The organism is Paenibacillus solisilvae, from assembly GCF_042656405.1.
GTDB classification, from domain to species: domain Bacteria; phylum Bacillota; class Bacilli; order Paenibacillales; family Paenibacillaceae; genus Paenibacillus_Z; species Paenibacillus_Z solisilvae.
On record NZ_JBHSOW010000030.1, the window covers coordinates 1 to 25087 of the forward strand.

General features: G+C 49.3%; 20 protein-coding genes. 18 read left to right on the top strand and 2 right to left on the bottom strand.

Annotated features, from left to right (window positions below; genetic code table 11):
* Positions 1 to 450: 450 nt before the first annotated feature.
* The 12 genes from ACFPYJ_RS08040 to ACFPYJ_RS08095 all read left to right on the top strand — a co-directional run bounded on the left by ACFPYJ_RS08040 (position 451) and on the right by ACFPYJ_RS08095 (position 13272).
* Complete coding sequence (locus ACFPYJ_RS08040) at positions 451 to 2520, top strand: bifunctional aldolase/short-chain dehydrogenase (protein ID WP_379187581.1); 2070 nt, start codon at positions 451 to 453, stop codon at positions 2518 to 2520.
* A 4-nt stretch (positions 2521 to 2524) separates the two neighbouring features.
* Entirely contained in the window at positions 2525 to 2896 is a 372-nt protein-coding gene (locus ACFPYJ_RS08045; RefSeq protein WP_379187582.1) for a sensory rhodopsin transducer, read from the top strand.
* A 21-nt stretch (positions 2897 to 2917) separates the two neighbouring features.
* Entirely contained in the window at positions 2918 to 4198 is a 1281-nt protein-coding gene (gene rhaA, locus ACFPYJ_RS08050; protein ID WP_379187583.1) for an L-rhamnose isomerase, read from the top strand.
* Between the two features lie 12 nt (positions 4199 to 4210).
* Positions 4211 to 5683 carry a rhamnulokinase gene (locus tag ACFPYJ_RS08055; protein WP_379187584.1) on the top strand — a complete coding sequence of 491 codons (1473 nt, stop codon included), beginning with the start codon at positions 4211 to 4213 and terminating at the stop codon, positions 5681 to 5683.
* Between the two features lie 93 nt (positions 5684 to 5776).
* Positions 5777 to 6541, top strand: coding sequence for a DeoR/GlpR family DNA-binding transcription regulator (locus ACFPYJ_RS08060; protein ID WP_379187585.1), 765 nt, complete (start codon positions 5777 to 5779; stop codon positions 6539 to 6541).
* A 352-nt stretch (positions 6542 to 6893) separates the two neighbouring features.
* Positions 6894 to 7622, top strand: a complete 729-nt coding sequence (locus tag ACFPYJ_RS08065; protein ID WP_379187586.1) for a (Fe-S)-binding protein — start codon at positions 6894 to 6896, stop codon at positions 7620 to 7622.
* On the top strand, positions 7619 to 9142 hold the full coding sequence (locus ACFPYJ_RS08070) for a LutB/LldF family L-lactate oxidation iron-sulfur protein (protein ID WP_379187587.1): 1524 nt from the start codon (positions 7619 to 7621) through the stop codon (positions 9140 to 9142). Before ACFPYJ_RS08065 ends, ACFPYJ_RS08070 begins: the two co-directional genes overlap by 4 nt.
* Positions 9135 to 9908 carry a LutC/YkgG family protein gene (locus ACFPYJ_RS08075; protein ID WP_379187588.1) on the top strand — a complete coding sequence of 258 codons (774 nt, stop codon included), beginning with the start codon at positions 9135 to 9137 and terminating at the stop codon, positions 9906 to 9908. The genes ACFPYJ_RS08070 and ACFPYJ_RS08075 overlap by 8 nt, the downstream gene beginning before the upstream one ends.
* A 10-nt stretch (positions 9909 to 9918) precedes the next feature.
* Positions 9919 to 10626, top strand: a complete 708-nt coding sequence (locus ACFPYJ_RS08080; RefSeq protein WP_379187589.1) for a FadR/GntR family transcriptional regulator — start codon at positions 9919 to 9921, stop codon at positions 10624 to 10626.
* 249 nt (positions 10627 to 10875) lie between these two features.
* Positions 10876 to 11340 carry a YdeI/OmpD-associated family protein gene (locus tag ACFPYJ_RS08085; protein WP_379187590.1) on the top strand — a complete coding sequence of 155 codons (465 nt, stop codon included), beginning with the start codon at positions 10876 to 10878 and terminating at the stop codon, positions 11338 to 11340.
* Positions 11340 to 12488 carry a galactonate dehydratase gene (dgoD, locus tag ACFPYJ_RS08090; RefSeq protein WP_379187591.1) on the top strand — a complete coding sequence of 383 codons (1149 nt, stop codon included), beginning with the start codon at positions 11340 to 11342 and terminating at the stop codon, positions 12486 to 12488. The genes ACFPYJ_RS08085 and dgoD overlap by 1 nt, the downstream gene beginning before the upstream one ends.
* 148 nt (positions 12489 to 12636) lie before the next feature.
* A complete protein-coding gene (locus ACFPYJ_RS08095; RefSeq protein ID WP_379187592.1) occupies positions 12637 to 13272 on the top strand; it encodes a GTP pyrophosphokinase in 636 nt (211 codons plus the stop codon).
* A gap of 85 nt (positions 13273 to 13357) precedes the next feature.
* Here ACFPYJ_RS08095 and ACFPYJ_RS08100 read toward each other — a convergent pair whose 3' ends face one another.
* Positions 13358 to 14287 (bottom strand): AraC family transcriptional regulator, encoded by a 930-nt coding sequence (locus tag ACFPYJ_RS08100; protein WP_379187593.1) that lies wholly within the window; start codon positions 14285 to 14287, stop codon positions 13358 to 13360.
* A 213-nt stretch (positions 14288 to 14500) separates the two neighbouring features.
* Here ACFPYJ_RS08100 and yicI point away from each other — a divergent pair, with 213 nt between their 5' ends.
* From yicI to ACFPYJ_RS08130, 6 genes are all read left to right on the top strand, one after another.
* Positions 14501 to 16828 carry an alpha-xylosidase gene (yicI, locus tag ACFPYJ_RS08105; RefSeq protein WP_379187594.1) on the top strand — a complete coding sequence of 776 codons (2328 nt, stop codon included), beginning with the start codon at positions 14501 to 14503 and terminating at the stop codon, positions 16826 to 16828.
* Between the two features lie 227 nt (positions 16829 to 17055).
* Entirely contained in the window at positions 17056 to 18846 is a 1791-nt protein-coding gene (locus ACFPYJ_RS08110; protein WP_379187595.1) for a sensor histidine kinase, read from the top strand.
* Positions 18839 to 20419, top strand: a complete 1581-nt coding sequence (locus ACFPYJ_RS08115) for a response regulator transcription factor (RefSeq protein WP_379187596.1) — start codon at positions 18839 to 18841, stop codon at positions 20417 to 20419. The genes ACFPYJ_RS08110 and ACFPYJ_RS08115 overlap by 8 nt, the downstream gene beginning before the upstream one ends.
* A 99-nt stretch (positions 20420 to 20518) precedes the next feature.
* Entirely contained in the window at positions 20519 to 21472 is a 954-nt protein-coding gene (locus ACFPYJ_RS08120) for an ABC transporter permease (protein WP_379187597.1), read from the top strand.
* Positions 21473 to 21484: 12 nt separating this feature from the next.
* On the top strand, positions 21485 to 22390 hold the full coding sequence (locus ACFPYJ_RS08125; protein WP_379187598.1) for a carbohydrate ABC transporter permease: 906 nt from the start codon (positions 21485 to 21487) through the stop codon (positions 22388 to 22390).
* Between the two features lie 74 nt (positions 22391 to 22464).
* Complete coding sequence (locus tag ACFPYJ_RS08130) at positions 22465 to 24210, top strand: ABC transporter substrate-binding protein (protein ID WP_379187599.1); 1746 nt, start codon at positions 22465 to 22467, stop codon at positions 24208 to 24210.
* Positions 24211 to 24336: 126 nt separating this feature from the next.
* Here the strand turns inward: ACFPYJ_RS08130 and ACFPYJ_RS08135 are convergent, their stop codons facing one another.
* Positions 24337 to 25083, bottom strand: coding sequence for a DUF1361 domain-containing protein (locus ACFPYJ_RS08135; protein ID WP_379187600.1), 747 nt, complete (start codon positions 25081 to 25083; stop codon positions 24337 to 24339).
* Between the last annotated feature and the right edge of the window lie 4 nt (positions 25084 to 25087).

Here is a 25087-nt window from a genome sequence, read left to right on the forward strand (position 1 = left end):
GAAAAAAGCTATTACGAGCAACTCCAGGTTTCATAAAGTTGTGTCTACTATATTGACATAAGCTCATTTGCGGACATTTAACTGTATGGAATGCAGTATAGCTTCTTTTCATGATTCAAATCCACCCTCTACACTGTACAAAATCCAGTATAGGTTTGTGCGTTTGAATTGACAGCTTTCATTGAGAGTAAGGCTAATCGTTAAGAGCAATCGCCGGCTAAACTTGACAATGACACTCATTCAATCCCCGTAGAAATACAAATGTAAGCGTTTTGGGCTCCATCGCAATCAAGACTGTCCTTAGCAAAAGCTGCTGGGGACAGTTTTCGTTTTGCTGTTCTTATGAATCTATTAATCTTTGTTTTTCTTTGAAATTTTGGTATTCAAAAACAAACAAACATGATAAACTGAGTTCAAACAAACATAATCAAATTTCATCGGAGGTTTATCATGGTACAAAGTTTATGGGACAGCACGAAAGCTTCAGAGCTTCAAGGCGGACTGAATGAGCTTGTTTACCGTTCTAATATCATAGGTGCAGATCGTCGCGTTTGTAATTGGGGCGGGGGCAACACCTCTAGCAAGACGACCGTCAAGGATTTCCGCGGACGTGATGTTGAAGTCATGTACGTGAAGGGCAGCGGCTCTGATTTAGCCTCAATGAAGGCCGGCAACTTCACAGGGCTTCGCATGGACGATATCCGTCCATTGTTCGAAAAGGGCGAAATGCCGGATGAGGAAATGGTCGCTTATCTGGTTAACTGTATGATTGACAGCAAGCATCCACGCGCCTCGATCGAGACGCTGCTGCATGCGTTCCTGCCTTTCAAGCATGTCGACCATACGCACCCGGATGCCATCATCAGCTTATGCTGCGCGCATAACGGCAAAGAACTGGCTCAAGAAATCTTCGGAGACCGTTTTGTATGGGTTCCTTACATCCGTCCCGGCTTTACGCTCTCCAAAATGATTGCTCAAGGCGTTCTCGATAATCCGAAAGCGGAGCTAGTTCTTATGGAGAAGCATGGCCTTGTGACATGGGGCGATACATCCGAAGCCTGCTATGCACAGACAATCGCTGTCATCAGTGAAGCGGAAGCTTTCATCGAGGCGCGGGTGAATGAAGCGAAGCTGTTTGGCGGTGTGAAGCATGAGGCATTGGCGGCTGACGTGCGCAAAAGCATTGCATCGCAAATCATGCCAACGATTCGCGGTGCAGTCAGCGATGCGAAGAAAATGATTCTTACTTTCGATGACGAAGCGGATGTGCTGCAGTTCGTAGGCGGCGAGAATGCACCGAATTTATCACAAGTAGGCGCTGCTTGCCCGGATCATCTTGTTCATACGAAAGTTGTGCCTCTCTTTGTTCACTGGTCCCCGGATGCCAATGACATCGAAGGATTGAAATCCATCCTGAAAGAGAGCATCGCAGCTTATAAGCAGCAGTACCAAGAATACTTCGAGCGCAATAAGCATGAAGGCGATGTCATGTTCGAAGCGGCGCCGCGCGTTATTCTTATTCCCGGTGTCGGCATGATTAACACAGGCAAGAGCTGGGCGATGTCCAAAGTCAGCGGCGCGCTTTACCACCGTGCCATTGCTGTGATGAGAGGCGCAACAGCGCTTGGAGATTTCGTCTCGCTCAGCGAGAATGAATCGTACAACGTTGAATACTGGCCGCTTGAGCTGTATAAGCTGTCGCTCGCTCCTGCTGAAACGGAGTTTTCACGCAAAGTTGCGTTCATCACCGGCGGCGCAGGCGGTATCGGCAGCGAAACAGCCCGCAGACTGGTATCGGAAGGCGCGCATGTCGTTCTTGCAGATCTTAATTTGGAGGGCGCACAGAAGGTTGCCGCTGAAATTAATGAGAAATTCGGAGAGAACCGTGCGATTGCGGTTAAGATGGATGTGACAAGCGAAGAGGCTGTCATTGCAGCTTACGCGGAGACGGCGCTTGCCTTTGGCGGCGTTGATATTATCGTGAACAATGCTGGTCTTGCGACGTCGAGTCCTTTTGACGAAACCTCGCTCAAGGAATGGAACCTCAATATTAATGTGCTGGGTACGGGGTATTTCCTCGTTGCTCGCGAAGCCTTTAAACTAATGAAAACACAAGGGGTGGGCGGGAACATGGTATTCATCGGCTCCAAAAACTCCATTTATGCAGGTAAAAGCGCCTCTGCTTACAGCGCGGCAAAAGCGCTCGAGGCTCATTTGGCCCGCTGTATCGCAGCTGAAGGCGGAGAATTCGGTATCCGCGTCAACACGATTTTGCCTGATGCCATTCTGCAGGGCTCTGCGATTTGGAACGGAAGCTGGCGCAATGAGCGCGCGGCCGCTTATGGAATCGAACCGGATCAGCTGGAAGAGTATTACCGTAAACGCACGACGCTGCTCGTTAACATTTATCCGCGGGACATTGCCGAAGGTATCGCTTTCTTCGCATCCTCCAAAGCAGATAAAACGACTGGCTGTATGCTGACTATCGACGGCGGCGTTCCAGCTGCCTTCACCCGTTAAGCCTATGTTCCAGCCACGGGGAGAAAGACACTGGATCATACCTGATGCCTATATTCCACCGACGAGCGCGGGCAAGCTGGAGAGTCATGAATCCATCTGCGTGCTGAACTGCTCTTCGGAGGAAGCGCTGCTTAAAATCACGATATTTTTTGAAGATCAGGAGCCGCTGGAGGAAATCCTCTATGTGGTTCCTGGCAGACGCACGAAGCATATCCGCACAAGCTCGCTGACGAAGAAAGGAAAGTCGATTCCGCTCGGCGTTCCTTACGCGATTGAGGTTGTCAGCGATCTGCCGATCATTGTTCAATACAGCCGTCTGGATGCTACACAAGCCGAAAATGCCCTTATGTCTGTAATTGCTTATCCAATAAAGTAAAGCCATGGAGGAGAATTCAACATGCAGCAAAAAATCGTAAGCAATTATGAAGCAGCCAAGGAGCTGTACGCTCAGCATAAAATCGACGTTGACCGTGTGCTCGATCAGCTGTCGAAGATCAAAATTTCCATGCATTGCTGGCAGGGGGATGACGTTCGCGGCTTTCTGAACAAGGATCAGGCCTTAACCGGCGGCATCTCTGTAACGGGAAATTATCCGGGAGCGGCTACGACGCCTGATGAATTACGCGCCGATTTAGAGAAAGCGTTCTCAATGATTCCGGGTAAGCATAAAGTGAATCTTCATGCGATCTATGTGGATACAGACGAGAAAGTTGAGCTTGATCAGATTGAGCCGAAGCACTTCCAGAAGTGGGTGGATTGGTCCAAGGCGCAGGGGCTGGGTCTTGACTTCAATCCGACTTGTTTCTCGCATGAGAAATCCAAGGATGGGTTTACGTTAAGCCATCCTGACCCGGCGATCCGTCAATTCTGGATCGACCACTGCAAAGCATCCCGCAAGATCGGCGCTTATTTCGGCGAACAGCTCGGTCAAACCTGTGTCACGAACGTATGGGTTCCGGACGGCTTCAAGGATGTGCCTGCGGATCGGATGGCTCCAAGGCAGCGCCTTAAGGATGCGCTTGATCAAGTATTCGAGGAGGAGCTGAACCCTGCCCATAACCTGGATGCGATTGAGAGCAAGCTGTTTGGACTCGGGTCTGAAGCCTATGTCGTTGGCTCCCATGAGTTCTATATGGGCTACGGCATTCAGAACAACAAGCTGATCTGCCTCGATGCCGGACATTTCCACCCGACAGAGGTGATTTCCAATAAACTATCATCCCTTGCTCTGTTCACGGATGGTATTCTGCTTCACGTAAGCCGTCCAATGAGATGGGACAGCGATCATGTGGTCACGCTGGATGATGAATTAATCGATATCGGCCGCGAGCTGGTCCGCGGTGATTTGCTAGGTAAAACGCATATTGGACTTGATTTCTTCGATGCGAGCATCAATCGGGTAGCGGCGTGGGTTATCGGAACGCGCAACACGCTTAAAGCACTGCTAAGAGCGATGCTGGATCCGGTTGAAGAGCTGCGCCAAGCTGAATTACAAGGCGACTATACGACCAGACTTGCGCTTACGGAAGAGTTCAAATCTTATCCGTTTGGAGCCGTATGGGATTACTATTGCGCCAAACAAGGCGTTCCGGTTCGTGAAGAATGGTTAGCAGAGATCAAAGCATACGAGAAAAATGTACTGCTGGAGCGTAATACTTTAGCCAATTCGACTAAATAAGGATGATGCAGGTTGTCGAGCATTCTAGCGTATGATTTGGGGGCGAGCAGCGGAAGAGCGCTGCTCGGCAGGTTAATAGACGGTAAAATCGTGGTAGAGGAGCTTCACCGTTTTCCCAATGATCCTGTACAGGTGGGCGACCGTCTGCAGTGGGATATTCTCCGCTTGTTTCATGAGATCAAGCAGGGGCTGCTGAAGGCCAAGCATCAAGGAATAACGGTGCAGAGCTTAGGTATTGATTCCTGGGCGGTTGATTACGGCTTCATCGGCAAGAACGGAGAGCTGCTTGGCAATCCGTATCACTACCGGGATCGTCATACGGATGGTGTGATGCAGCGGGTGGTGGAGTCGATTACGGAGTCCGAAATCTTCGGGCGCACCGGCATTCAATTTCTGCCTTTTAATACGATTTATCAGCTTGCTGCGCTGAAAGAAGCGGATTCCCCGCTGCTGCGCGAGGCGCATCGGTTTCTCATGATACCGGACTTACTGCGCTACTTCCTGACCGGGGAGATGCACAACGAATTCTCGAATGCGACATCAACCCAGCTCTATAATCCGGTTGATAATCGTTGGGATCCGGAACTGATTCGCAAGCTCGGCCTGTCCTCCTCCTGGTTCGGCGATGTGGTTAGACCGGGAACGAAGGTCGGGCAGCTGCGAGAATCGGTTACGGAGGAGCTTGGCATCCCTTCTATTCCTGTCTATGCGGTTGCCGAGCATGATACGGGTTCAGCTGTCGTCGCGGTTCCGGCTCTGGAACGGTCCTTCGCATACCTTAGCTGCGGGACTTGGTCCCTGATGGGAACTGAGGTTGAGCAGCCTGTCATCAACGAGCTTGCTCAGCAGCTGAATTTCACCAACGAGGGCGGGGCCTACGGTACATTCCGGCTGCTTAAGAACATCATGGGCCTCTGGATTCTCCAAGAAAGCCGCCGGGAATGGGAAAAAGCAGGAATGACCTACTCCTTCCCTGAATTAGTGGGGCTTGCTGATCAAGCCCCTGCTTTCTCGGCTTTCATTGATCCGGATGATCCCCTGTTTCTGCATCCCGGCGACATGCCGGCGAAGGTGAAGCAGTACTGCCGGAATACCGGGCAGCAGGTGCCGGATTCACCAGGTACGATCGTGCGCTGCATATTGGAGAGCTTGGCGCTCAAATACCGTTATGTGCTGGAATTGACAGAACAGCTGTCGGGTAAGCGGTTCAGCGGGCTGCATATGGTCGGCGGAGGCATTCATAACACGCTTCTGTGCCAATGGTCCTCAAATGCAATCGGCAAGCCGGTATGGGCTGGACCTGCTGAAGGCAGCGCGATTGGGAACCTTGTCGTCCAGTGGATTGCTCAAGGTGAGCTAAGTGATATATGGGAAGCACGCAGGGTGATTGCCGATTCATTCCCGGTTACCGCCTACGAGCCGGAGCAAAGCGATGCTTGGGATGCTGCATACAGAGAGTTCCTGAAGGTTACGGGACTGGCTTAATTCGTGGTACACTAACAACAGAGTAAAACGAGGTTTGCAGAATCAATGTAATGAAACGTATACCGTCGTCACGGTTTTGAAAAGAGGGTAGTTATGCTGGTTGCAGAGCGTTATGAGAAAATTGTTCAGCTCGTGAGTGAAAGAGGAAGTATTCGGGTTTCGGAGCTAAGCGAGCTGTGTCAGGTCACGGAGGAGACGATTCGCCGGGACCTCGACCGGCTGGAGCAGGCTGGTCGGCTGAGACGCTCCCATGGCGGAGCTGTCAGTGTGAAGGATCAGGTGCAGCAGCCTGAAACGCCGTATACGGAGCGGGAAATCATCCATGCGGAAGAGAAGAAGCGGATAGCAGAGGAAGCGATTAAGCGGATTCAGCCGAAGGACCGCATTCTGCTGGATGCGAGTACGACCGCATGGTATATGGCTTCGATGCTGCCTGATTTTCCACTTACCGTGCTGACCAATTCCATCAAGGTTGCGATGGAACTCAGCAGCAGAGAGAAGATCGAGGTTATCTCCACAGGCGGGATTCTGGCTCAGCGATCCTTATCGTTTGTGGGGCCGCTGGCGGAGCGATCTCTGGATGCCTACCATGTTGATAAAGTGTTTTTCTCCTGTAAGGGCGTCCATCTCGAACGGGGGATAAGTGAATCCAATGAGCTGCAGGCACGAATTAAGCAGAAAATGACCGGTATGGCCGATGAGGTCATTCTGCTCGCCGACTCCAGTAAATTCGGCATTCAAGCCTTCACACATGTGGCCGATTTGCATCAGGTGAATGCGATCATTACCGATTCCAGAATTTCCAAGGATACGTTAGAGCAGCTAAACGAGAGGAATATCGCGATTACAACTGTTTAAAATCAAGTATCAGCCTTCCATCGTTATCGGTGGTTGGCTGAATTTTAATAATGATCTATTCAACTTGTCTGATAACCTGATATAATTTAAATAATTGCTTAGATCTAACCGGAGGTTGGAACAGCATTCATTCCTGAATGATTGGTTTGTGAAAACCTACGGTTTACACAGCATTCATTCCTGAATGATTGGTATGTGAAAACCTACGGTTTACACAGCATTCATTCCTGAATGATTGGTATGTGAAAACCTACGGTTTACACAGCATTCATTCCTGAATGATTGGTTTGTGAAAACCTACGGTTTACACAGCATTCATTTCCTCCTAAATAACTAGAAAAGAGGTTCAGTCATGAAGGTCTCTTTATTCATAACCTGCTTGAGCGATGCGCTGTATCCCAAGGTGGGGGAAGCGATGGTCAGACTGCTTGCAAAGTACGGGGTACAGCTTGAATTCCCGACGGTTCAGACCTGCTGCGGCCAGCCGGCCTTTAACAGCGGGTATTGGAAGGAAGCCAGAGAGACGGCGGCTACCATTCTCGAGGCATTCGAGGATTGCGATTTTGTCATCTCGCCTTCCGGTTCCTGTACTGGCATGATTCACCATTATCCGAAGCTCTTCGAGAACGACCCGGTCATGCTGGAGAAAGCGAAACAGCTGCAAAGCAAGTCCTATGAATTCAGTCAGTTTCTCGTGCAGGTGCTGGGCGTGACCGATGTTGGAGCAACATTCCCTCATAAAGTGACCTACCATCCTTCCTGCCATGGCAGTCGTCTGCTGGGCGTAAAGGATGAGCCGGTTGCTCTGATGGAGAGTGTCCGGGGCATGGAGCTTGTGCCGCTGCCATTTGCCAATGATTGCTGCGGCTTCGGCGGAACCTTCGCGGTAAAGATGGCTGATATATCAGGCGCAATGGTGACGGAGAAGACAGACCATGTGCTGGAGACCGAAGCGGAAGTTCTGGTTGGACTGGACATGGCCTGCCTGATGAATATTGCCGGTAATTTGCGTTACCGGGATCAGCCCGTACGGGTCATGCATCTGGCGGAGCTCTTATATGAAGGGGTGAAGGGAGCATGAGCACGACGGGAACAAGCAAAGCAGGAGCAACTGTCAAGGAACGTGCAGATTTGGCCCTGAACAATGATTTTCTGCGAAAAGCGGTTCGGTTCACGACAGAGAGGCTGCGCGGCGGCAAGGAAAAGGCTGCAGCGGATCACGGGAACTGGGATGAATGGCGGGAACGCGGCCGGCAGATCCGGCTGCATACGATTGCGCATCTCGATTATTATTTGAACCTCTTTGTCGATAATGCCCGGGCTAACGGCGTTCATGTTCATTTTGCAGAGACGGCTGAAGAGGCGGTAAAACTATCGCTCGCTATTGCGGAACAAGTTCAAGCGAAGTCCGTAGTCAAATCCAAATCCATGGTCACCGAAGAGCTGCATCTCAACCATGCGCTCGAATCGATCGGTGTGGAAGCCATCGAAACCGATCTTGGCGAATATATCATTCAACTAGCCGGAGAGACGCCTTCACATATTATTATTCCTGCCATCCACAAGAACCGTTATCAAATTGCCGAGCTTCTGTCTGAAGATGCCGGTGAAACTCTGGCACCGGATACGACCATTCTTGCCGGATTCGTCCGCCGCAAGCTTAGACAGAAGTTTCTTGAAGCGGATATCGGGATGACCGGCTGCAATTTCGCGATTGCCGAGACCGGCTCCATGGTGCTGTTTGAGAATGAAGGCAATGCCCGAATGGTTACGACAGTTCCGAAGACGCAGATTACGTTAATGGGGATGGAGCGGATCATTCCGTCATGGGCGGATCTTGAGGTGATGGCGACGCTGCTGCCGCGTTCGGCAACCGGGCAGAAGCTGACCGTCTACATGTCGGGAATTTCGGGGCCGCGCCGGGAAGCTGATGCCGACGGGCCGGATGAAATGCATATTATTATCGTTGATAATGGCCGTTCTCTGCAGCTTGGCGATCCGGAATTCCAGGAACTGCTGAACTGTATCCGCTGCGGTGCCTGCTTGAATGCATGCCCGGTCTATCGTCACATTGGCGGCCATGCGTATGGCGGCACGTACAGCGGGCCGATCGGAGCCGTCCTGACGCCGGCGCTCAACAAGAATACGGAGCAGTGGGATGATATCGCCAATGCTTCAAGTTTGTGCGGTGCTTGCTATGAAGCTTGCCCGGTGAAGATCCCGCTGCATGAAATGCTCATTTATCTTCGCAGGCGCAAGCTCGAGAGCGGCCGGGGGGACAAGGCAGAAGCGCTTGGTATGAAAGGCTTCGCGGCTGTCATGTCCAATGCAAAACGGTTCAAGACTGTTTTGAAGATTGGCAAGCTCGGGCAAAAGCTGGTCGTTCGCGACGGCGGCATCCGTCTGAAGATCGGTCCGCTCAAAGGCTGGAATTCATACCGGGTAGCGCCAAGCCTGCCGAAGGAATCGTTCCGGGATATCTGGGGGACGATGGAAGCGGAGATCCGGCATGGATTACAGGAGATGGACCCTGTGATGAAGAGCCGTATGGAAGCCATTGCGAAGGAACGGAAACAAGGGGGAGGTCATGGTCATGGCTGAGTCACAGCAATTTAAGCAGGCGAAAGCACAGGCAGAGGTGCCGGAGCAATCCCATCAGGAATTTCTTGCTAAGCTGACAGCAGAGTCCAAAGCGAAGCAGGTATCGTTTATGGATGAAATCGCACGCAAGCTGAAGCGTTCAAGAGTCATCGAGAAGCCTGATCATCCATTCCGCGGAGCGCCGGATTTCTGGCAGTCGTTTGATTGGCCTGAACAAGAGCGAATCGACCACTTCACGGAGAATTTTATAAGCGCCGGTGGACATGTTGAGCGGCTGGCCTCCATGGAGGATGCGAGGCGCTTCATTCAAGAGAAGGCGGAGCAGATGAGTGCGAAATTCATTATTCGCCAGAATCAGCGGGAGCTGGGTGAGCTTGACCTTGAAGGCGCGATACCTGATGCGTTGATATCCGTCTGGAACACGGGTGCGGAGGAGCATTGGCGAGCGCGCGCCGCAGAAGCTGATTTTGGCGTGGTTATTGCTGATTATGCAGCCGCTTATACAGGCTCGATCACCGTGCTGTCCTCCAAGGACAAAGGAAGGTCGGTCAGTCTTCTTCCGACCGTGTTGATGGCGATCATTCCAGTGGAGCGGCTCAAGACCAGATTAGGCGAAATCCTGGTCAATTTCGATCAATCCGGTCAAGGCAGCCTGCCGGCAGGGATCCATTTTATCTCCGGCCCGAGCCGTTCGGCAGATATCGAGAATGATTTAACCATCGGCGTTCATGGTCCCGGCGTTGTCTATGCGCTCCTGGTAGGGTAAGCTAAAGGGTATGGAAGTTAAACGACTAACCAAACGCAACCATTACGAAGAAATAGCGGAGCAGATCAAGCTGCTCATTACGAGCGGCAAGCTCAAGGTCGGCGACAAGCTGCCCTCGACCAAAGAGATGTCCGAGCAGTTCGGCGTCGGACGCTCGACGACCCGGGAAGCGCTCAGCGCGCTCAAGGCGATGGGCTGGATTGAAATCCGCCAAGGCGGCGGCTGCCGAGTGATCAGCAGCTCCCCGGCGGATCTTGCTCTTCCGGAGCTGCAGTCGCTGCGGTCTAACCGGGAAACGCTGCTGGAGCTGCTTGAAGTCCGCCAATCCCTGGAGGTATCGAATGCGGCCATTGCCGCCGAGAAACGGACGGATGCGGACTTATCAGCTTTGAATGAGCTCATCTTGGAGATGAAGCATTCCATAGGCGATGATAGGGAAGGAGAGCGTACCGATTTACTCTTTCATCTGACGCTTGCCAAAGCAGCTCACAACCGTATAATGGTTCGGCTATTCGAGTCGATCACCAATCAATTGGAGATGGCAATACGAGAAATTCGCCGTGCGGAGCTGTATGCGAACCGGTCTGTTTCGGAGCGGCTGTACAAGGAGCATTTGGCGATTTTCACAGCGATTGCGGAGCAGGACGCAGCGCTCGCCGCTGATCGGATGAAGCAGCATTTGCAGCATGTGGAGAGCATTTTAATGAAGTATGTGTAGGAAAGGACTCTTGATTATTGATCAAGAGTTTTTTGTTTAAGGATCACAAGTGTTGGCTTGTAGCTGCAGGAGAGGCGTGATACGATCAGATGGCAAGGCGGCTTTCGTTTGTTGGAAATGATTTTAACTCATATCAGGGTGAGGAGTGACCAAGTTATCCATGCAAGCTGTTGACCGGCAATTACAGGAGATGGAGCAAGAAGAACTAGAGCACCATGGCTTACCGGGATCTGATTTCGGCGGGGCCAAATGAAGACCTATACGTTTCAAGCGCAAATCCTAAAGCATCCTGATATGGATGCCGCTTATATTCAATTCCCCTATAATGTGGAAGAGGAGTTCGGCGCTAAGGGACAGGTGAAAGTAAAGGCTGTATTCGACGGAACAGCAGAATATCGAGGCTCTTTGGCCAAGATGGGGCTGGATTGTCACTGCCTGGGAGTGACGAAGAAGGTTAGAGGGCAGCTGGGGAAAAAGCCGGGCGAATGGGTTCAAGTTAGGTTGAGCCAAGACACTGAACCGCGGATCGTGGAAGTGCCGGAAGACTTGTTAAATGAGCTGCGTCATCATAAAATTGAAAGCGTATTCCAGCAATTATCCTTTACGAAGAAGCAAGAAATCGTGCAATCCATTGTCAGCTCCAAGAAGGAAGAAACCCGTTTGAAGAGAATTAACGATGCATTGACAAACTTGAGTAAGATGGAGGTTAAATGATGAAAATCACGAAACTAGAGCTCTTTCAAGTACCGCCCCGGTGGTTGTTTCTAAAGATTGAAACGGATGAAGGGATCTCAGGCTGGGGTGAGCCCGTCGTCGAGGGCCGTGCGCGTACAGTGAAGACTGCGGTTGAAGAGCTTGCGGATTATTTGATCGGCAAAGATCCGCTGCGTATTGAAGATCATTGGTCAGCGATGTACCGCGGCGGATTCTACCGCGGCGGGGAAGTGCTTATGAGTGCAATCGCGGGGATCGATCAAGCGCTGTGGGATATTAAAGGGAAATATTATAATGCACCTGTCTATCAACTGCTGGGCGGTGCTTGCCGGGATAAAATGCGCATCTATTCCTGGATCGGCGGAGACCGGCCAAGTGATGTAGGAACAGCCGCATTGAAGGCCAAGGAATCCGGCTTTACCGCTATTAAGATGAATGCGACGGAAGAGCTGCAGTATATTGATTCGTATGAGAAGGTGGATCAGCTGCTCGCCAAAGTAGCATTGATTCGCGAAATGGCAGGGCCTTATCTGGGTATCGGCATCGATTTTCACGGACGCGTACATAAGCCGATGGCTAAGATTTTGGCTAAGGAGCTTGAGCCGTACCGTATAATGTTTATTGAAGAGCCTGTGCTTCCGCAAAATAATGAGGCGCTTAGAGAGATTGCCCGGGCTTCGAATATTCCGATTGCGACGGGTGAGCGAATGTTTTCCCGCTGGGATTTCAAAACATTATTGTCGGATGGGTATGCAGATATCATTCAACCTGATCTCTCGCACGCAGGCGGCATAACGGAATGCAAGAAGATCGCCTCGATGGCGGAGGCCTATGATGTTGCATTTGCTCCGCACTGCCCGCTTGGACCGATTGCTTTGGCTGCTTGTTTGCAGGTGGATGCCACCGCGCATAATGCGTTTATTCAGGAGCAAAGTTTGGGTATTCATTATAATCAGGGCAATGACCTGCTTGATTATTTGAAGGATCCGCTTCTATTCAGCTATGAGGACGGATTCGTCAAGATTCCGCAGGGACCAGGCCTTGGCATTGAGATTAATGAAGGTCAGGTCCGGAAAATGGCGGCGATTTCGCATGATTGGAAAAATCCGGTTTGGCGCCACGCCGACGGGAGCATTGCGGAATGGTAGCATGAAATAATCGTATCTTAGCCATGCTAATTGGATTGCTGCACAAATTAGGATGAAACTTTTTGGACCTTGCGAAAGTATTACTTAGAATAGACGGGTGATAGTAATACTTAACCTAAGCGGGACACAGGCAGGAGTGATTCAGATTTTGGACAAGCAGATGGTCCTGGAATGGGCTAAAATGTTGATGAGCTATAAATTCGCATTGGATGAAATGAGTACGAAATTAACGATATTGAACGAAGAGCTGCAGTTTGTGCAGCATTATAATCCGATTGAACATGTGAAGACGCGGATCAAGTCACCGGAGAGTATCGTAGAGAAGCTGCAGCGCAAAGGCCTGGAGGTTTCGAAGGAAAATGCCGCAGCCCACATTCGCGATATAGCCGGAGTACGGGTCATTTGCTCCTTCTCTACCGACGTATACCGGGTTTACGAGATGATTCGCAGGCAAGGCGACGTTAAGGTGCTGGAAATGAAGGATTACATTAAGAATCCGAAGCCTAACGGTTACCAAAGCCTGCATCTCATCATTGAGATTCCTGTTTTCTTATCCGATCGAATCGAGCATGTGAATGTTGAAATCCAGATCCGCACCATTGCCATGGATTTCTGGGCAAGCCTCGAGCATAAGATATATTATCAATTCCATGAGGATATGCCCCTGTCCATCCGCGATGAACTGAAGGAAACAGCCGACATGATCTCGGTGCTGGATAAGCGGATGCTGAATCTCAAAGAGGAAGTTCAACGTATCGGCACACCACAGCCGACCATTATATAACGGAAAGCAGTTTTGAAACCAAAGCTTTACCTGTGAAAGACAGACATTTTGCAAGCTGTCGGTCTGCGCGGGTAAAGCTTTTTATTTACGTCATGAATGTCATTCCGTTCCAGCCGGCAGACCCGCTGTTTGCCTTCCGGAACTCAGAGGGGGAGCATTTCATCATTCTTCGAAACACTTTAATAAAATAGCTCAAGTTGTCAAATCCTACGTCCATAGCAACGGTAGATATATTGCGGTCAGAGAGAAGGAGCTGCTCGGCTGCTTTATTGATCCGGTAAGCATTCAAATAATCAATCGGAGTCGTTCTTGTCATTGCTTTGAAGAAGCGGTTGAATTGACCTTCGCTCATGGGGATGAGCGCAGCAAGCCTACTTATGGTGATCTTGTGTTGATAATGGTTGTGCATGTAGAGAATGACGGTTTTGAGCCGTTCGACTTTGGTGTTATCTGCAAGGACCGCCTCGCTTCGATCGCATGCCCGCCCCTCCTCCGCCGACAGCTCGCTGAGCATAAGCAGCAATAGAGCTTTCATACGGATATCATAACCTGGCGTTTGTTTCTCAAACGTTTGAACGAGATGTACAAGATGCGTCAGGAGCTGCTTTTCCCAATCGGAATATGGCCGTATGTGCCTTGGAAAGGTCTTGGTCTTTTCTTGAAGGGGAGAGATGTAGTTTCTTTGAACGGTATCGAAGCTGCTGCTGGACAGCCAATTCAGATCCAAGACGATGGCGTAGAAAACGGCTGAAGAAGTTCTGCTCGCTTCAAGCGCAGCGTGAATGTCGCCGCTGTCCACGTACAGCGCTTCTCCTGCTTGAACGGTGAAATACTCGGTGTCAATTTGAAAAAGCACTTCGCCTTGGACGACCATGAGCCATTCGGCTTCTTTATGCCAATGAAGGTCAAAACCCTTTTCGCCAGCATTACATTGCACCTCGTAAACGGCGATCGGAAGCAGGGAATGCCCATGCACCCGGTTTTCCTTAAGGTTAAGGGGGGCGCTTCTATCCATTGTTCGCTGCATCTCCTTTATGAATAAGTAATGACTGCATGCTGCGCAAACCAAAGAATTGCACAAGCCAATCATTCTGCGCAAAACAATCATTTAGTCATTATCGTGTTATAAATAGTCAGAATTATATTAGTTTACGTATAATTATATCAGTATAATGCCACTATAGACAATTCATACGACTCTACTACGTATACGGAAGGCGGTCTTGAAGTGAAATTTACTGACGGCAATTGGCTTATTCGCGAAGGCTATCAAGTACTCAGCGCGGTTCAAGCGCATGACTTTGATCAAGTAAATGGTAAAGTGACAGCTTATGTTTCTCCTCGTCCGATCGTTAACCGTTCCAGTATGCTCGATACAATGCTGCTGACGGTGAAATTCCATTCTCCGATTCCGGGAATCATCGGTGTGAAGCTGGTTCATCATGAGGGTGTCGCTGAGCGCGGACCTGTATTTGAGCTGTCCGAACAAACAGGTGATCATGTAACGATTGAAGAAACCGACTCGGCTGTCGCCTTGACGAGCGGAAATTTAACGCTTCGTATTCGTAAGGGTGCGGATTGGGGAATTGATTTCTACCGTGGATCAGAACGGATTACCGGCAGTGCTGTCCGCTCAATGGCGTACATTACAGGACCGGATAAACAATCATATGTACGTGAAGAACTTGATCTTGGTGTAGGCGAATATATTTATGGACTCGGTGAGCGGTTCACGCCTTTCGTTAGAAACGGTCAGATCGTTGATATTTGGAATAAAGACGGCGGGACAAGCTCCGAGCAATCGTATAAGAACATCCCGTTCTATGTGAGCAGTAAAGGATACGGCGTATTCGTCAACCATCCGGAGCTGGTCTCGTTCGAGGTGGCATCGGAGAAAGTGAAGAAGGTTCAATTCAGCGTTCCAGGCGAGTCGCTGGAATACTTCGTCATCGATGGACCGACCATCAAAGACGTACTTGGCAAATACACGGATTTGACAGGTAAACCGGCGCTTCCTCCGGCATGGACATTCGGATTATGGCTGACAACGTCGTTTACGACTAATTATGACGAAGCAACGGTTAATCAATTTGTCGACGGCATGGCTGAACGTGATTTACCGCTCCATGTTTTCCATTTTGACTGCTTCTGGATGCGTGAATTTCATTGGACTGATTTTCAGTGGGATGAGTGCGTATTCCCGGATCCGGTTGGAATGCTGAAGCGTTTGAAGGAGAAGGGGCTCAAAATCTGCGTTTGGATTAACCCTTATATCGCCCAGCGCTCCCGTTTGTTTGCGGAAGGCAAGGAGAAAGGCTACCTCGTTAAGAGACCGAACGGTGACGTATGGCAATGGGATCTGTGGCAGCCGGGCATGGCGCTTGTCGACTTCACGAACCCCGATGCTTGTCAATGGTATGCAGGGTACTTGAAGGATCTTGTAGATATGGGTGTGGACAGCTTCAAAACGGACTTCGGCGAGCGAATCCCGACTGATGTCGTGTATTTCGACGGCTCAGATCCCGTCAAGATGCATAACTTCTACACTTACTTATATAACAAGGTTGTCTTTGAAGTGCTTGAGGAGAAGCTTGGCAAGCAGGAAGCGGCGGTGTTTGCACGTTCGGCTACAGTTGGAGGGCAGAAGTTCCCGGTCCATTGGGGCGGGGATTGTTATGCGGATTATGAATCGATGGCAGAGAGCCTTCGCGGCGGTTTATCGCTAGGTATGTCCGGTTTCGGCTTCTGGAGTCATGATATCGGAGGGTTTGAGAATACGGCGCCTGATCATGTGTTCAAACGCTGGCTGGCATTCGGCTTGTTATCGAGCCACAGCCGTCTGCACGGAAGCAAATCGTACCGGGTTCCTTGGGCTTATGATGAGGAAGCCGTCGATGTGACACGCTTCTTCACCAAGCTCAAATGCCGGATCATGCCATATTTATACGATACAGCCGTTCAGGCTTCTGAGATGGGACTGCCTTCCATGCGCGCCATGGTATTGGAGTTCCCGGAAGACCCGGCAACAGAAACGCTTGATCGTCAATATATGCTCGGCGATTCCCTGCTGGTTGCGCCAGTGTTCAGCGAAAAGGGCCAGGTTTCCTATTACTTACCCAAAGGGACATGGACGCATCTGCTTACGGGCGATACCGTTCAAGGCGGTCAATGGTTGAAAGAAACATACGGCTTCATGAGCCTTCCTTTGTTCGTCCGTCCGAATGCCATTATCGCAATGGGCGCAAATGAGCTTCGTCCGGATTATGATTATGCAGACGGTGTCGAGCTGACGGTATACAATCTGGAGGATGGCCATACGGCAAGTACGAAGGTTCGTAACGTAAAAGGGGAGACAGAGCTGCAGGTTACGGCTGCCCGTGAAGGCAATGTAATCGTGGTGCAGGCGGATGGCAGCGGCAAGCCGTTTACGTTCGAGGTACAAGGCAGTGAATCCGTTCAATCCGTGAAGGGCGATCATACAGCTGTACAAGGAAATACCGTTACTATCGCAGGTAATAAGAACACTGCGACTTTCCAAATCTATCTTGCTGAATAATTACCCGTTTCAAGTTATACTCAATTCACAGCGGTGCCTTTAGAGGCACCGTTTCTTTTGCCTGTTAAATTGAAATATAGCTAATTATTATATGAAAGAACAACTAATAATTACCTGTTTTTTCACGGAAGAACTCGATTAAAATGAAGGTCAGGCTATTTATTAATCTGGAACTGCTTATATTGTAAACGCTTCCGAATCGGGAGGACAAGGAAGGGAGCAGCATCATGGTACGTGGACTCATTCGTGTCATTAATGATTTGAAGCTGAGGACGAAGCTCGTGCTGTCCTTTATTGTCGTTGTATTTATTCCGGTCATGATTGTCGGCGGATTCTTGACGATCCAGCTTCGTCATATGGCACTCGATAACGCGCTTGAGCAGACGGCGACGAACGTAGACCGGGTCAAGAAGAGAACGGCAGAGGTCATTAACGTGTCTTACGATATATCCTACCGGTTATCCAACGACAGCAGACTGGAGACGGTCGCTAACCGTCAATACGAATCGGTGTACGATGTCGTGAAAGCCTATCAAGATTATCCCGACATAAAAGAGTACATGCGTTTATATAAAGAGGTTTCGAATATTCGGCTTTACATCAGCAACAAGACGCTGCTTGATAACTGGGAATTCATTCAGCCTTCCCAAAAAGTGTTGAACTCCAGCTGGTACAAGCGGGCTCAAAGCAGCAATGGATTGATCGGATGGAGCTATATTGAGGATGAACGGGACCATCAGACCTATTTGAGTCTGGTTCGCAAAATCGATTTTATCAATCAGCATCGCAGCGGTGTGCTGGTAATTAACGTTAACCCCCGCGTGCTTAATTCGATACTGGGTCAAGAGTCGTTCGAGACGATGATTATCGATGAGGAGAACCACATCGTCTCAGCGAACCGCCCGGATCGGATAGGGAAGACGCTTGCAGATATTCATTTTGACCCGAACATCATTAATAAAAAAAGCGGAAGCTTCCAAGCCGTTCTGGATGGTGAATCATCGCGGATACAGATCGAGTCGCTCGTAGCTGAGCCGAATTTGAAGGGCATCCGCATTGTATCCATCTTCTCCATTCAAGGTATTGTAAAAGGAGCGAATCATATTATTCTGCTTGCAGCCACGGTCATTATGATCAGCTTTGCAGTCGCTGTTATCTTGATCTATGGTTTCTCCACGATGCTGTCCAAGCGGATGCTGCGGCTAAGCAAGCATATTACGAAGGTGGCGACCGGGCATCTGGATATTGTGCTGGAGATCGACGGGAAAGATGAGATCGGCCAGCTGTCCAGACAGTTCAATTCCATGGTGGTCAGCATCAAGGAGCTCATTATAGAAGTGAAGGACTCGAATCAGCAGAAAGTGCAGCTGGAATCCAGGCAGAATGAGATTAAGTTCAAAATGATGGCCAGCCAGATCAATCCGCATTTCCTGTTTAACGCACTGGAATCCATCCGCATGAAAGCTCATTTAAAGGGGCAATCCGAAATATCCAAGGTTGTCCGCCTGCTTGGCAAGATGATGAGAAAGAATCTTGAAGCAGGCAGCCGGACTGTCCCGCTGTGGAATGAGATCGATATGGTGCGCTGCTATCTGGAGATTCAGAAGTTCCGTTATGAGGATCGGCTGAGCTATGAGCTGCTTATCGACCCTCAAGCAGAGCAGCTTCCTTTTCTCCCGCTCATTATTCAGCCTTTGGTTGAGAATGCGGTTATTCATGGACTGGAGAACAGAGAAGCCGGAGGGCTTGTGCAGATTAAGGTGAAGCTTATCGAATCCTTCGTTCAGGTGGAGGTCATTGATAACGGAGAAGGAATGACTATGGAAAGAATGAATGAGCTTAATCAGTCGCTTGAGGAGAAGGAAGATGATGAGCAGAACCGTATTGGGCTGCGGAATGTTCACCTGCGTCTAAAGCTGTCTTACGGGAGTGAATATGGTCTTCACATTTGGAGTGAACCCGGTACCGGGACAAAGGTACAATTTATGATTCCGGTTGGAGGCGAATTGCATGTATAAAGTATTGATTACGGATGATGAACCTACGATTCGGGAAGGGCTGCGCACGCTGATCGATTGGGAGCATTACGGATATCAGGTTGTCGACACGGCAGCAAACGGCAAGGATGCCTTGATTAAATATGACTTATATAAACCCGACTTGATGATTGTCGATATTCGCATGCCCGGTATGAGCGGTTTAGAGCTGATCGAGAAGCTGCGACAGGATTATCATGAACCCCATGTCCTGATTCTGAGCGGTTATGCGGATTTCGATTATGCGAAGAAAGCAATCAAGCTGAATATTGACGGCTACTTGCTAAAGCCTGTTGACGAGGATGAGCTGATTGATTATTTACTCAGACTTCAAGCACAGCTGAATCGGGAGTCGGAGGCTAAACGAAGAGCGCTTGAAATGGAGGAGAAAAGCCGTGAGGCGGTGATTCAGTCTATATTGACAAGAGGAAGCGTGGAGACGGCCGAATCAAATGTTCAGGAAGCGGTCACAGCAGGGCTGCAGTGGGAAAGGTATGCCGTAATTCTCATGAAGCTTTACGGCCGCGGGCATGAAATCGAGCCTTCTCAGCTGACTCAAATAAAGAAAGGCCTGGTTCAAGCCTTCGATGAAGCAGGCAGGGGAATTGTCTTCTCCAAAGAGCCATATCTTGGGCTGCTGCTGAATGATAACCTGCAGACCGAGAGAGTCCGTAATTCCATCCATCAAGACATCCATACGCTTGCCGCCGAGCAGGGAATGAGTATTGCAATCGCTGCCGGTCAAGCGGTCAGACAGCTCCAGGATATCAGCAGTTCCTACGAGGAGGCTTACAGACTACTCGCGCACCGTTTCTTCTATGAAGATGATCAGATCATAACGGTTCATTCCGTCCGGGTAGGTCCGCCCGTTCACGATGAGGTCAATCGGATTCAGAATTTGAATCATGAAACGGAGCCGTATGCATATGCGGATAAAATATATCTCGCTATCGATGTCGGGAATATGCAGGCTGCAGCGGAGCTGGTCTCGGAAATGGGTCAGCAGCAGCTTGAAGCAATCGGCTCTGAGCAGGAGATTAAAGGTCATTTTGCACAGGTGGCTAACCGTGTGTTGAATAAAAAGCTTCAAAGCGAGCCGGAGCTTCAGTCAAAGAGTCAGCAGCTGTCGGCGGACATTCTTGCGATCTATCAGCAGACTACATACAGTGGGCTGGAGCAGTATTTCGTTCAATATCTGCATGCGTTTAACCATGCGCAGAGCCATGGAGGAACCGATAAGCAGATCAACAAAATGATCGATCTGATTCAGAGAAATTACTATGAGAATTTGAAGCTGGATGCACTCGCCGATGTATTTAACTACAACAGCGCGTATTTAGGCAAGCTGTTCAAAACCGTAACCGGGGAGTATTTCAACACTTATTTGGATAAAGTCCGCATCGAGAAGGCGAAAGAGCTGCTGAGTCAGGGGATGAAGGTCTATCAGGTTGCGGAGAAGGTCGGCTATACGAATGTGGACTATTTTCACAGCAAATTCAGAAAATATGTAGGAGGCTCTCCGTCCGCTTACCGCAAAAAAGGAGTTTCCCAATGATAGCGCATACAATTTTCACATGATTTTAAGGTGAATTCCTAGGGTATTGTAAACGCTTCATTTCCCTTATCATGAGGACATACAGCAAGGAGGGATACGATGAAAGCGATAACAGCCACTACTGCCATTCCAGAGAAGAAAAAGAGACAATTCTGGAATATCTTTTTACAGCAAAAATATTTGTACCTGATGTCACTCCCCTTCGTAGCCTGGGTATTCGTATTCAGCTACTTGCCCCTATGGGGCTGGTTGATGGCCTTTCAGAAGTTCAAGCCCAAATCATCGTTCCTCGATCAGGAATGGGTTGGCCTGCAGTACTTCAGGGAGCTGTTTCATGACGATCAGTTCTTCCAGGCATTGCGCAATACACTCGCCATGAGCTGTATGGGACTAATTGCCGGATTTACAATCCCGATTATATTCGCCATTCTGCTCAATGAAGTAAGGATCCAGGTGCTCAAACGATTCGTGCAAACGATCTCCTACCTGCCTCACTTTGTGTCCTGGGTTGTAGCAGCAGGGATCGTAACCAAGATGTTGTCCACTGACAACGGGGTTGTTAATGATTTGCTCGTAAGTCTTCATCTTATTAAAGAACCGATTCAATTTATGGGACAAGGCAATTACTTCTGGAGTATCGTAACAGCCGCCGACGTCTGGAAAGAAACCGGATGGAACACCATTATTTATTTGGCCGCCATCGCGGGCATCGGTCCTGAATTATACGAAGCAGCCAAGGTGGACGGCGCAAGCCGGCTGCAGCAGGTATGGAACATTACACTGCCGGGCATCCGGTCGACGATTATCATTCTGGTCATCATGTCCATCGGCCATCTGATCAGTATCGGCTTCGAGAAGCAGTTCCTGCTCGGAAACAACCTGGTTCGCGATTATTCGGAAACATTAGACTTGTATGCCCTTAATTACGGGCTTGGCATGGGCCGATATTCGTTTGGTACAGCGATCAATATATTCAACTCCGTCATCAGCGTTATTCTGCTGTTTACCGCAAACGGCTTGTTTAAGAAAATTACGAAGGAAAGCATCATCTAGGAGGTGTGCCAAATGGAAAAAGCTAAACGATACGGCGGCACGCCTTGGTCCGACCGAATCTTCGATATTGTCGTATACGTCGCCATTATCTTGGTTACGCTCATCACGCTTTACCCGTTCCTGAACGTGCTCGCGATATCGCTGAATGATTCCACGGACAGTGTCCGCGGCGGGATCACGATCTATCCGAGGCAATTCACGCTGAAGAACTATGAGACGATCTTTGCATTCTCCGGCCTCATTACAGGCCTCAAAATATCCATACTTCGTACGGTTATCGGTACGGTTCTTGGCTTGATCAGTGCTTCGATGCTGGCGTTCACGCTAAGCCGGATCGACTTCCAGGGCAGAAAATTCGTCTCCACCTTCCTGGCGCTGACCATGTATGTATCCGGAGGATTGATCCCGTTCTATATTCTGATTAAAGACCTTCATATGATCGGCACGTTCGCTGTCTATGTGCTGCCGGGTCTTGTCAGCGCCTTCAATGTGTTCGTTGTCCGTTCCTTCATCGATGGCATTCCTTACGCTCTTCAGGAGTCGGCTAAACTCGATGGCGCGAATGACTTCACGATCTACTGGCGTGTTATTCTTCCGCTGACCAAGCCTGCACTCGCGACGATTGCGCTGTTCCTGGCGGTTGGTCAATGGAATTCCTGGTTCGATACGTATTTGTACAATGGCTCCAAGGATCACTTAACGACGCTGCAGTATGAACTGGTTAAAGTTATCCAAAGCACGACGACGAACACGGACAGCTTCCGCGGCAGGAACATGGTTGAAGTGATGTCGCAGATTTCTCCGGAGTCCGTTAAGATGGCGATTACGATCATTGTCACGGTGCCGATCCTCATTGTTTATCCGTTCTTGCAGAGCTATTTCGTAAAAGGTATGACGCTTGGGGCAGTGAAGAGCTAGAAGATGAATGTGGTATGGTCAGGGCAACCTGTTCAAACAATATAACTTTTCAACAAATTTGGGAGGGTTTCAACATGCGCAGAAAGAAAACAACAGCTTCTATTCTTCTTTCACTTACGCTGCTTGGCGGTCTGCTTGCAGGCTGCGGCAATAACACAGGGAACGATAATGGAGCAAATACCGGCAATGGCACAAAGACAGAAGGTAATACCAATACCGCCAATGCAGGGAACGACGCGAAAGCAGATGATTTATCACCAATTACCTTTTCATTCTTTGGTGAAGACCCGAATCCAAACTGGAACAATATGCAGGATGAGGTAAGTAAAGAAATTACGAAGAAAACCGGCGTTACGCTGGATGCTGAATTCGCTGTCGGCGATCCTGCTCAGAAGGTTGCCTTAATCGCAACGAGCGGCGACTATCCGGATATCATTGCAGCCAAAGGCGATATCGGCAAGCTTGTTGATGCCGGCGCTGTTATGGACCTCACAGAACTGATTGATAAATACGCTCCGAACATCAAGAAAGTGCTTGGCGATTACATGGTTCGGGCCAAATACACCAATGCGGATCAATCCATTTATGCCATCCCGACTTGGGCTGCCGCTAACGAAGAGAGATTCGTTGCAGGCGGAGGATTCGAGCTTCAGCACCGCGTTGTAAAGGAAGCGGGCTACCCGGAAATTCGTACGGTTCAAGATTATGAGAAGGTTATCAAATCCTACCTGGACAAACATCCGACCGATGCTGACGGCAATAAAAATATCGGTGTTTCCCTCAATGCGGATGACTGGCATATGTATATCTCGGTAACGAACCCGGCTGTAGCGACAACCGGCGGTTCCGATGATGGAGAATATTTCGTCAATCAAGAGACGCATGAAGCAACCTATCACTTCCGCCGTCCGGAAGAGAAAGAATACTTCCGCTGGCTGAACCATATGAACGATATCGGCTTACTCGACAAAGAAAGCTTCGTGCAAAAGTATGATCAATACAAAGCGAAAGTGGCCTCCGGCCGTGTTCTTGGCTTGATTGACCAAGATTGGGATTACAATGACAGCCAGCAAGCGTTGAAATCCGCAGGCAAATTCGATCAAACATATGGTCACTATCCAGTAACCATGTCCAAAGATATCAAAGAAGCATCCTTCTGGCCTACAGGCTTCATGGGCGGCTATGGTATCGCAATTTCAACAACGTGTAAAGATCCTGTTCGTGCAATTAAATTCTTGGATTTCTTAGCTTCCGACGAAGGTCAAATCTTGAATAACTGGGGTATTGAAGGCAAGCACTACAAAGTTGTAGATGGCAAACGCGTTGTGCCTCAAGAAGTGCAGGACCGTATCAACACCGACAACACAGCATTCACGAAAGAAACAGGTATCGGCTTCTACTGGAATATGATGGCTCACTACGGCGATGGCGCGAAGGATTCAACCGGCAACTACTACACGAAGAATTTCCCAGAGCAGTTGGTTGTCGGCTACAGCGATGTAGAGAAAGAAACGCTTGCCGCTTACAAAGCAACAACTTGGAAAGACCTGTTCCCGAAAGAAAGCGAGTTTAAAGAAAAAGCGTACGGCGCAGCTTGGAATATCTCCATTCCGGGTGAAGATGAAGTAACGATTCTAGGCAACAAAATGAAGGATATCACTTGGAAACGCATCCCTGAAGCGATTCTGGCTAAACCGGCAGATTTCGATAAAATCTGGGATACGTACATGAAAGATCTGGAAAAAGCCGGTGTTGAGAAAATGGAAGCCGGTTATACGAAATATGTACAAGATCGTGTAGAGCTTTGGAGCGTAAAATAATTGAAATGAAGGGCTCGGATGCAGAGATGCAGATCCGGGCTTTTTTTTACCCCATTCGCATGTACACCCAGAATAAATGGTGAAATAGACATCCTCGAATTTTAGTTCGATGGATGTCTTTTTTGATCAGGATCTTTTTAAATAAGTGAAGGAGTAAACAAAGGAATAGGTTAGAAGAGTCAGGACAAAGATGATCGAGGTAAAGGGGATCAACAAGCGCAGCTGTCCTGCATTCGTAAGAATAAAATGAGTATCCTTAAGGATCGTAAGCGGCTCCGATAACACGTCCCAGCTGTTCCACCTGATAAACCGTCCGATAAAGATGCCGAGGCTGCTCAGCAATAACACCCCTACGGCAAACACCCAGCCGACTATTCGCCCAAACGCTTGACTGACAAGGGTCTGGACGGAGTACAGCGAATAAATGCCCAGGAATAGACCGATCATAGCAGCCGAGAAGAAGAGAAACAGGTGGTACCAGAATTCGATATCAATCAGAAAGCTGCCGTATACAGGGTGATAATAATTGAATGGATGCAGCATATCCGTAATGAGATAAGCCGAATTCGGGTAGAAAAAAAGCCACATCAATCCGAGGACAATCAGCAGCAGCCGTCTGACCGCAGCAGGCTGCTTGAAGTAAACAAATACCATATCAAGGAGCAGAGCAAGCCCAGCCGGAACCCAGGCCAGAAACATGTCCCAGTTCAAGAATAGATAGATGGATTCCCCCGTATGATGCCTCAGATAGACGCCTAAGGCTAGTGAGCATACGGTTCCTGCACTTAATAACAATAATAAAAACAGTTTAATCCGGATATTCAGTTCTTCCAAGCCCTTCAACTGCATCCCTCCGACCTTCGAGTCATTCACGAAA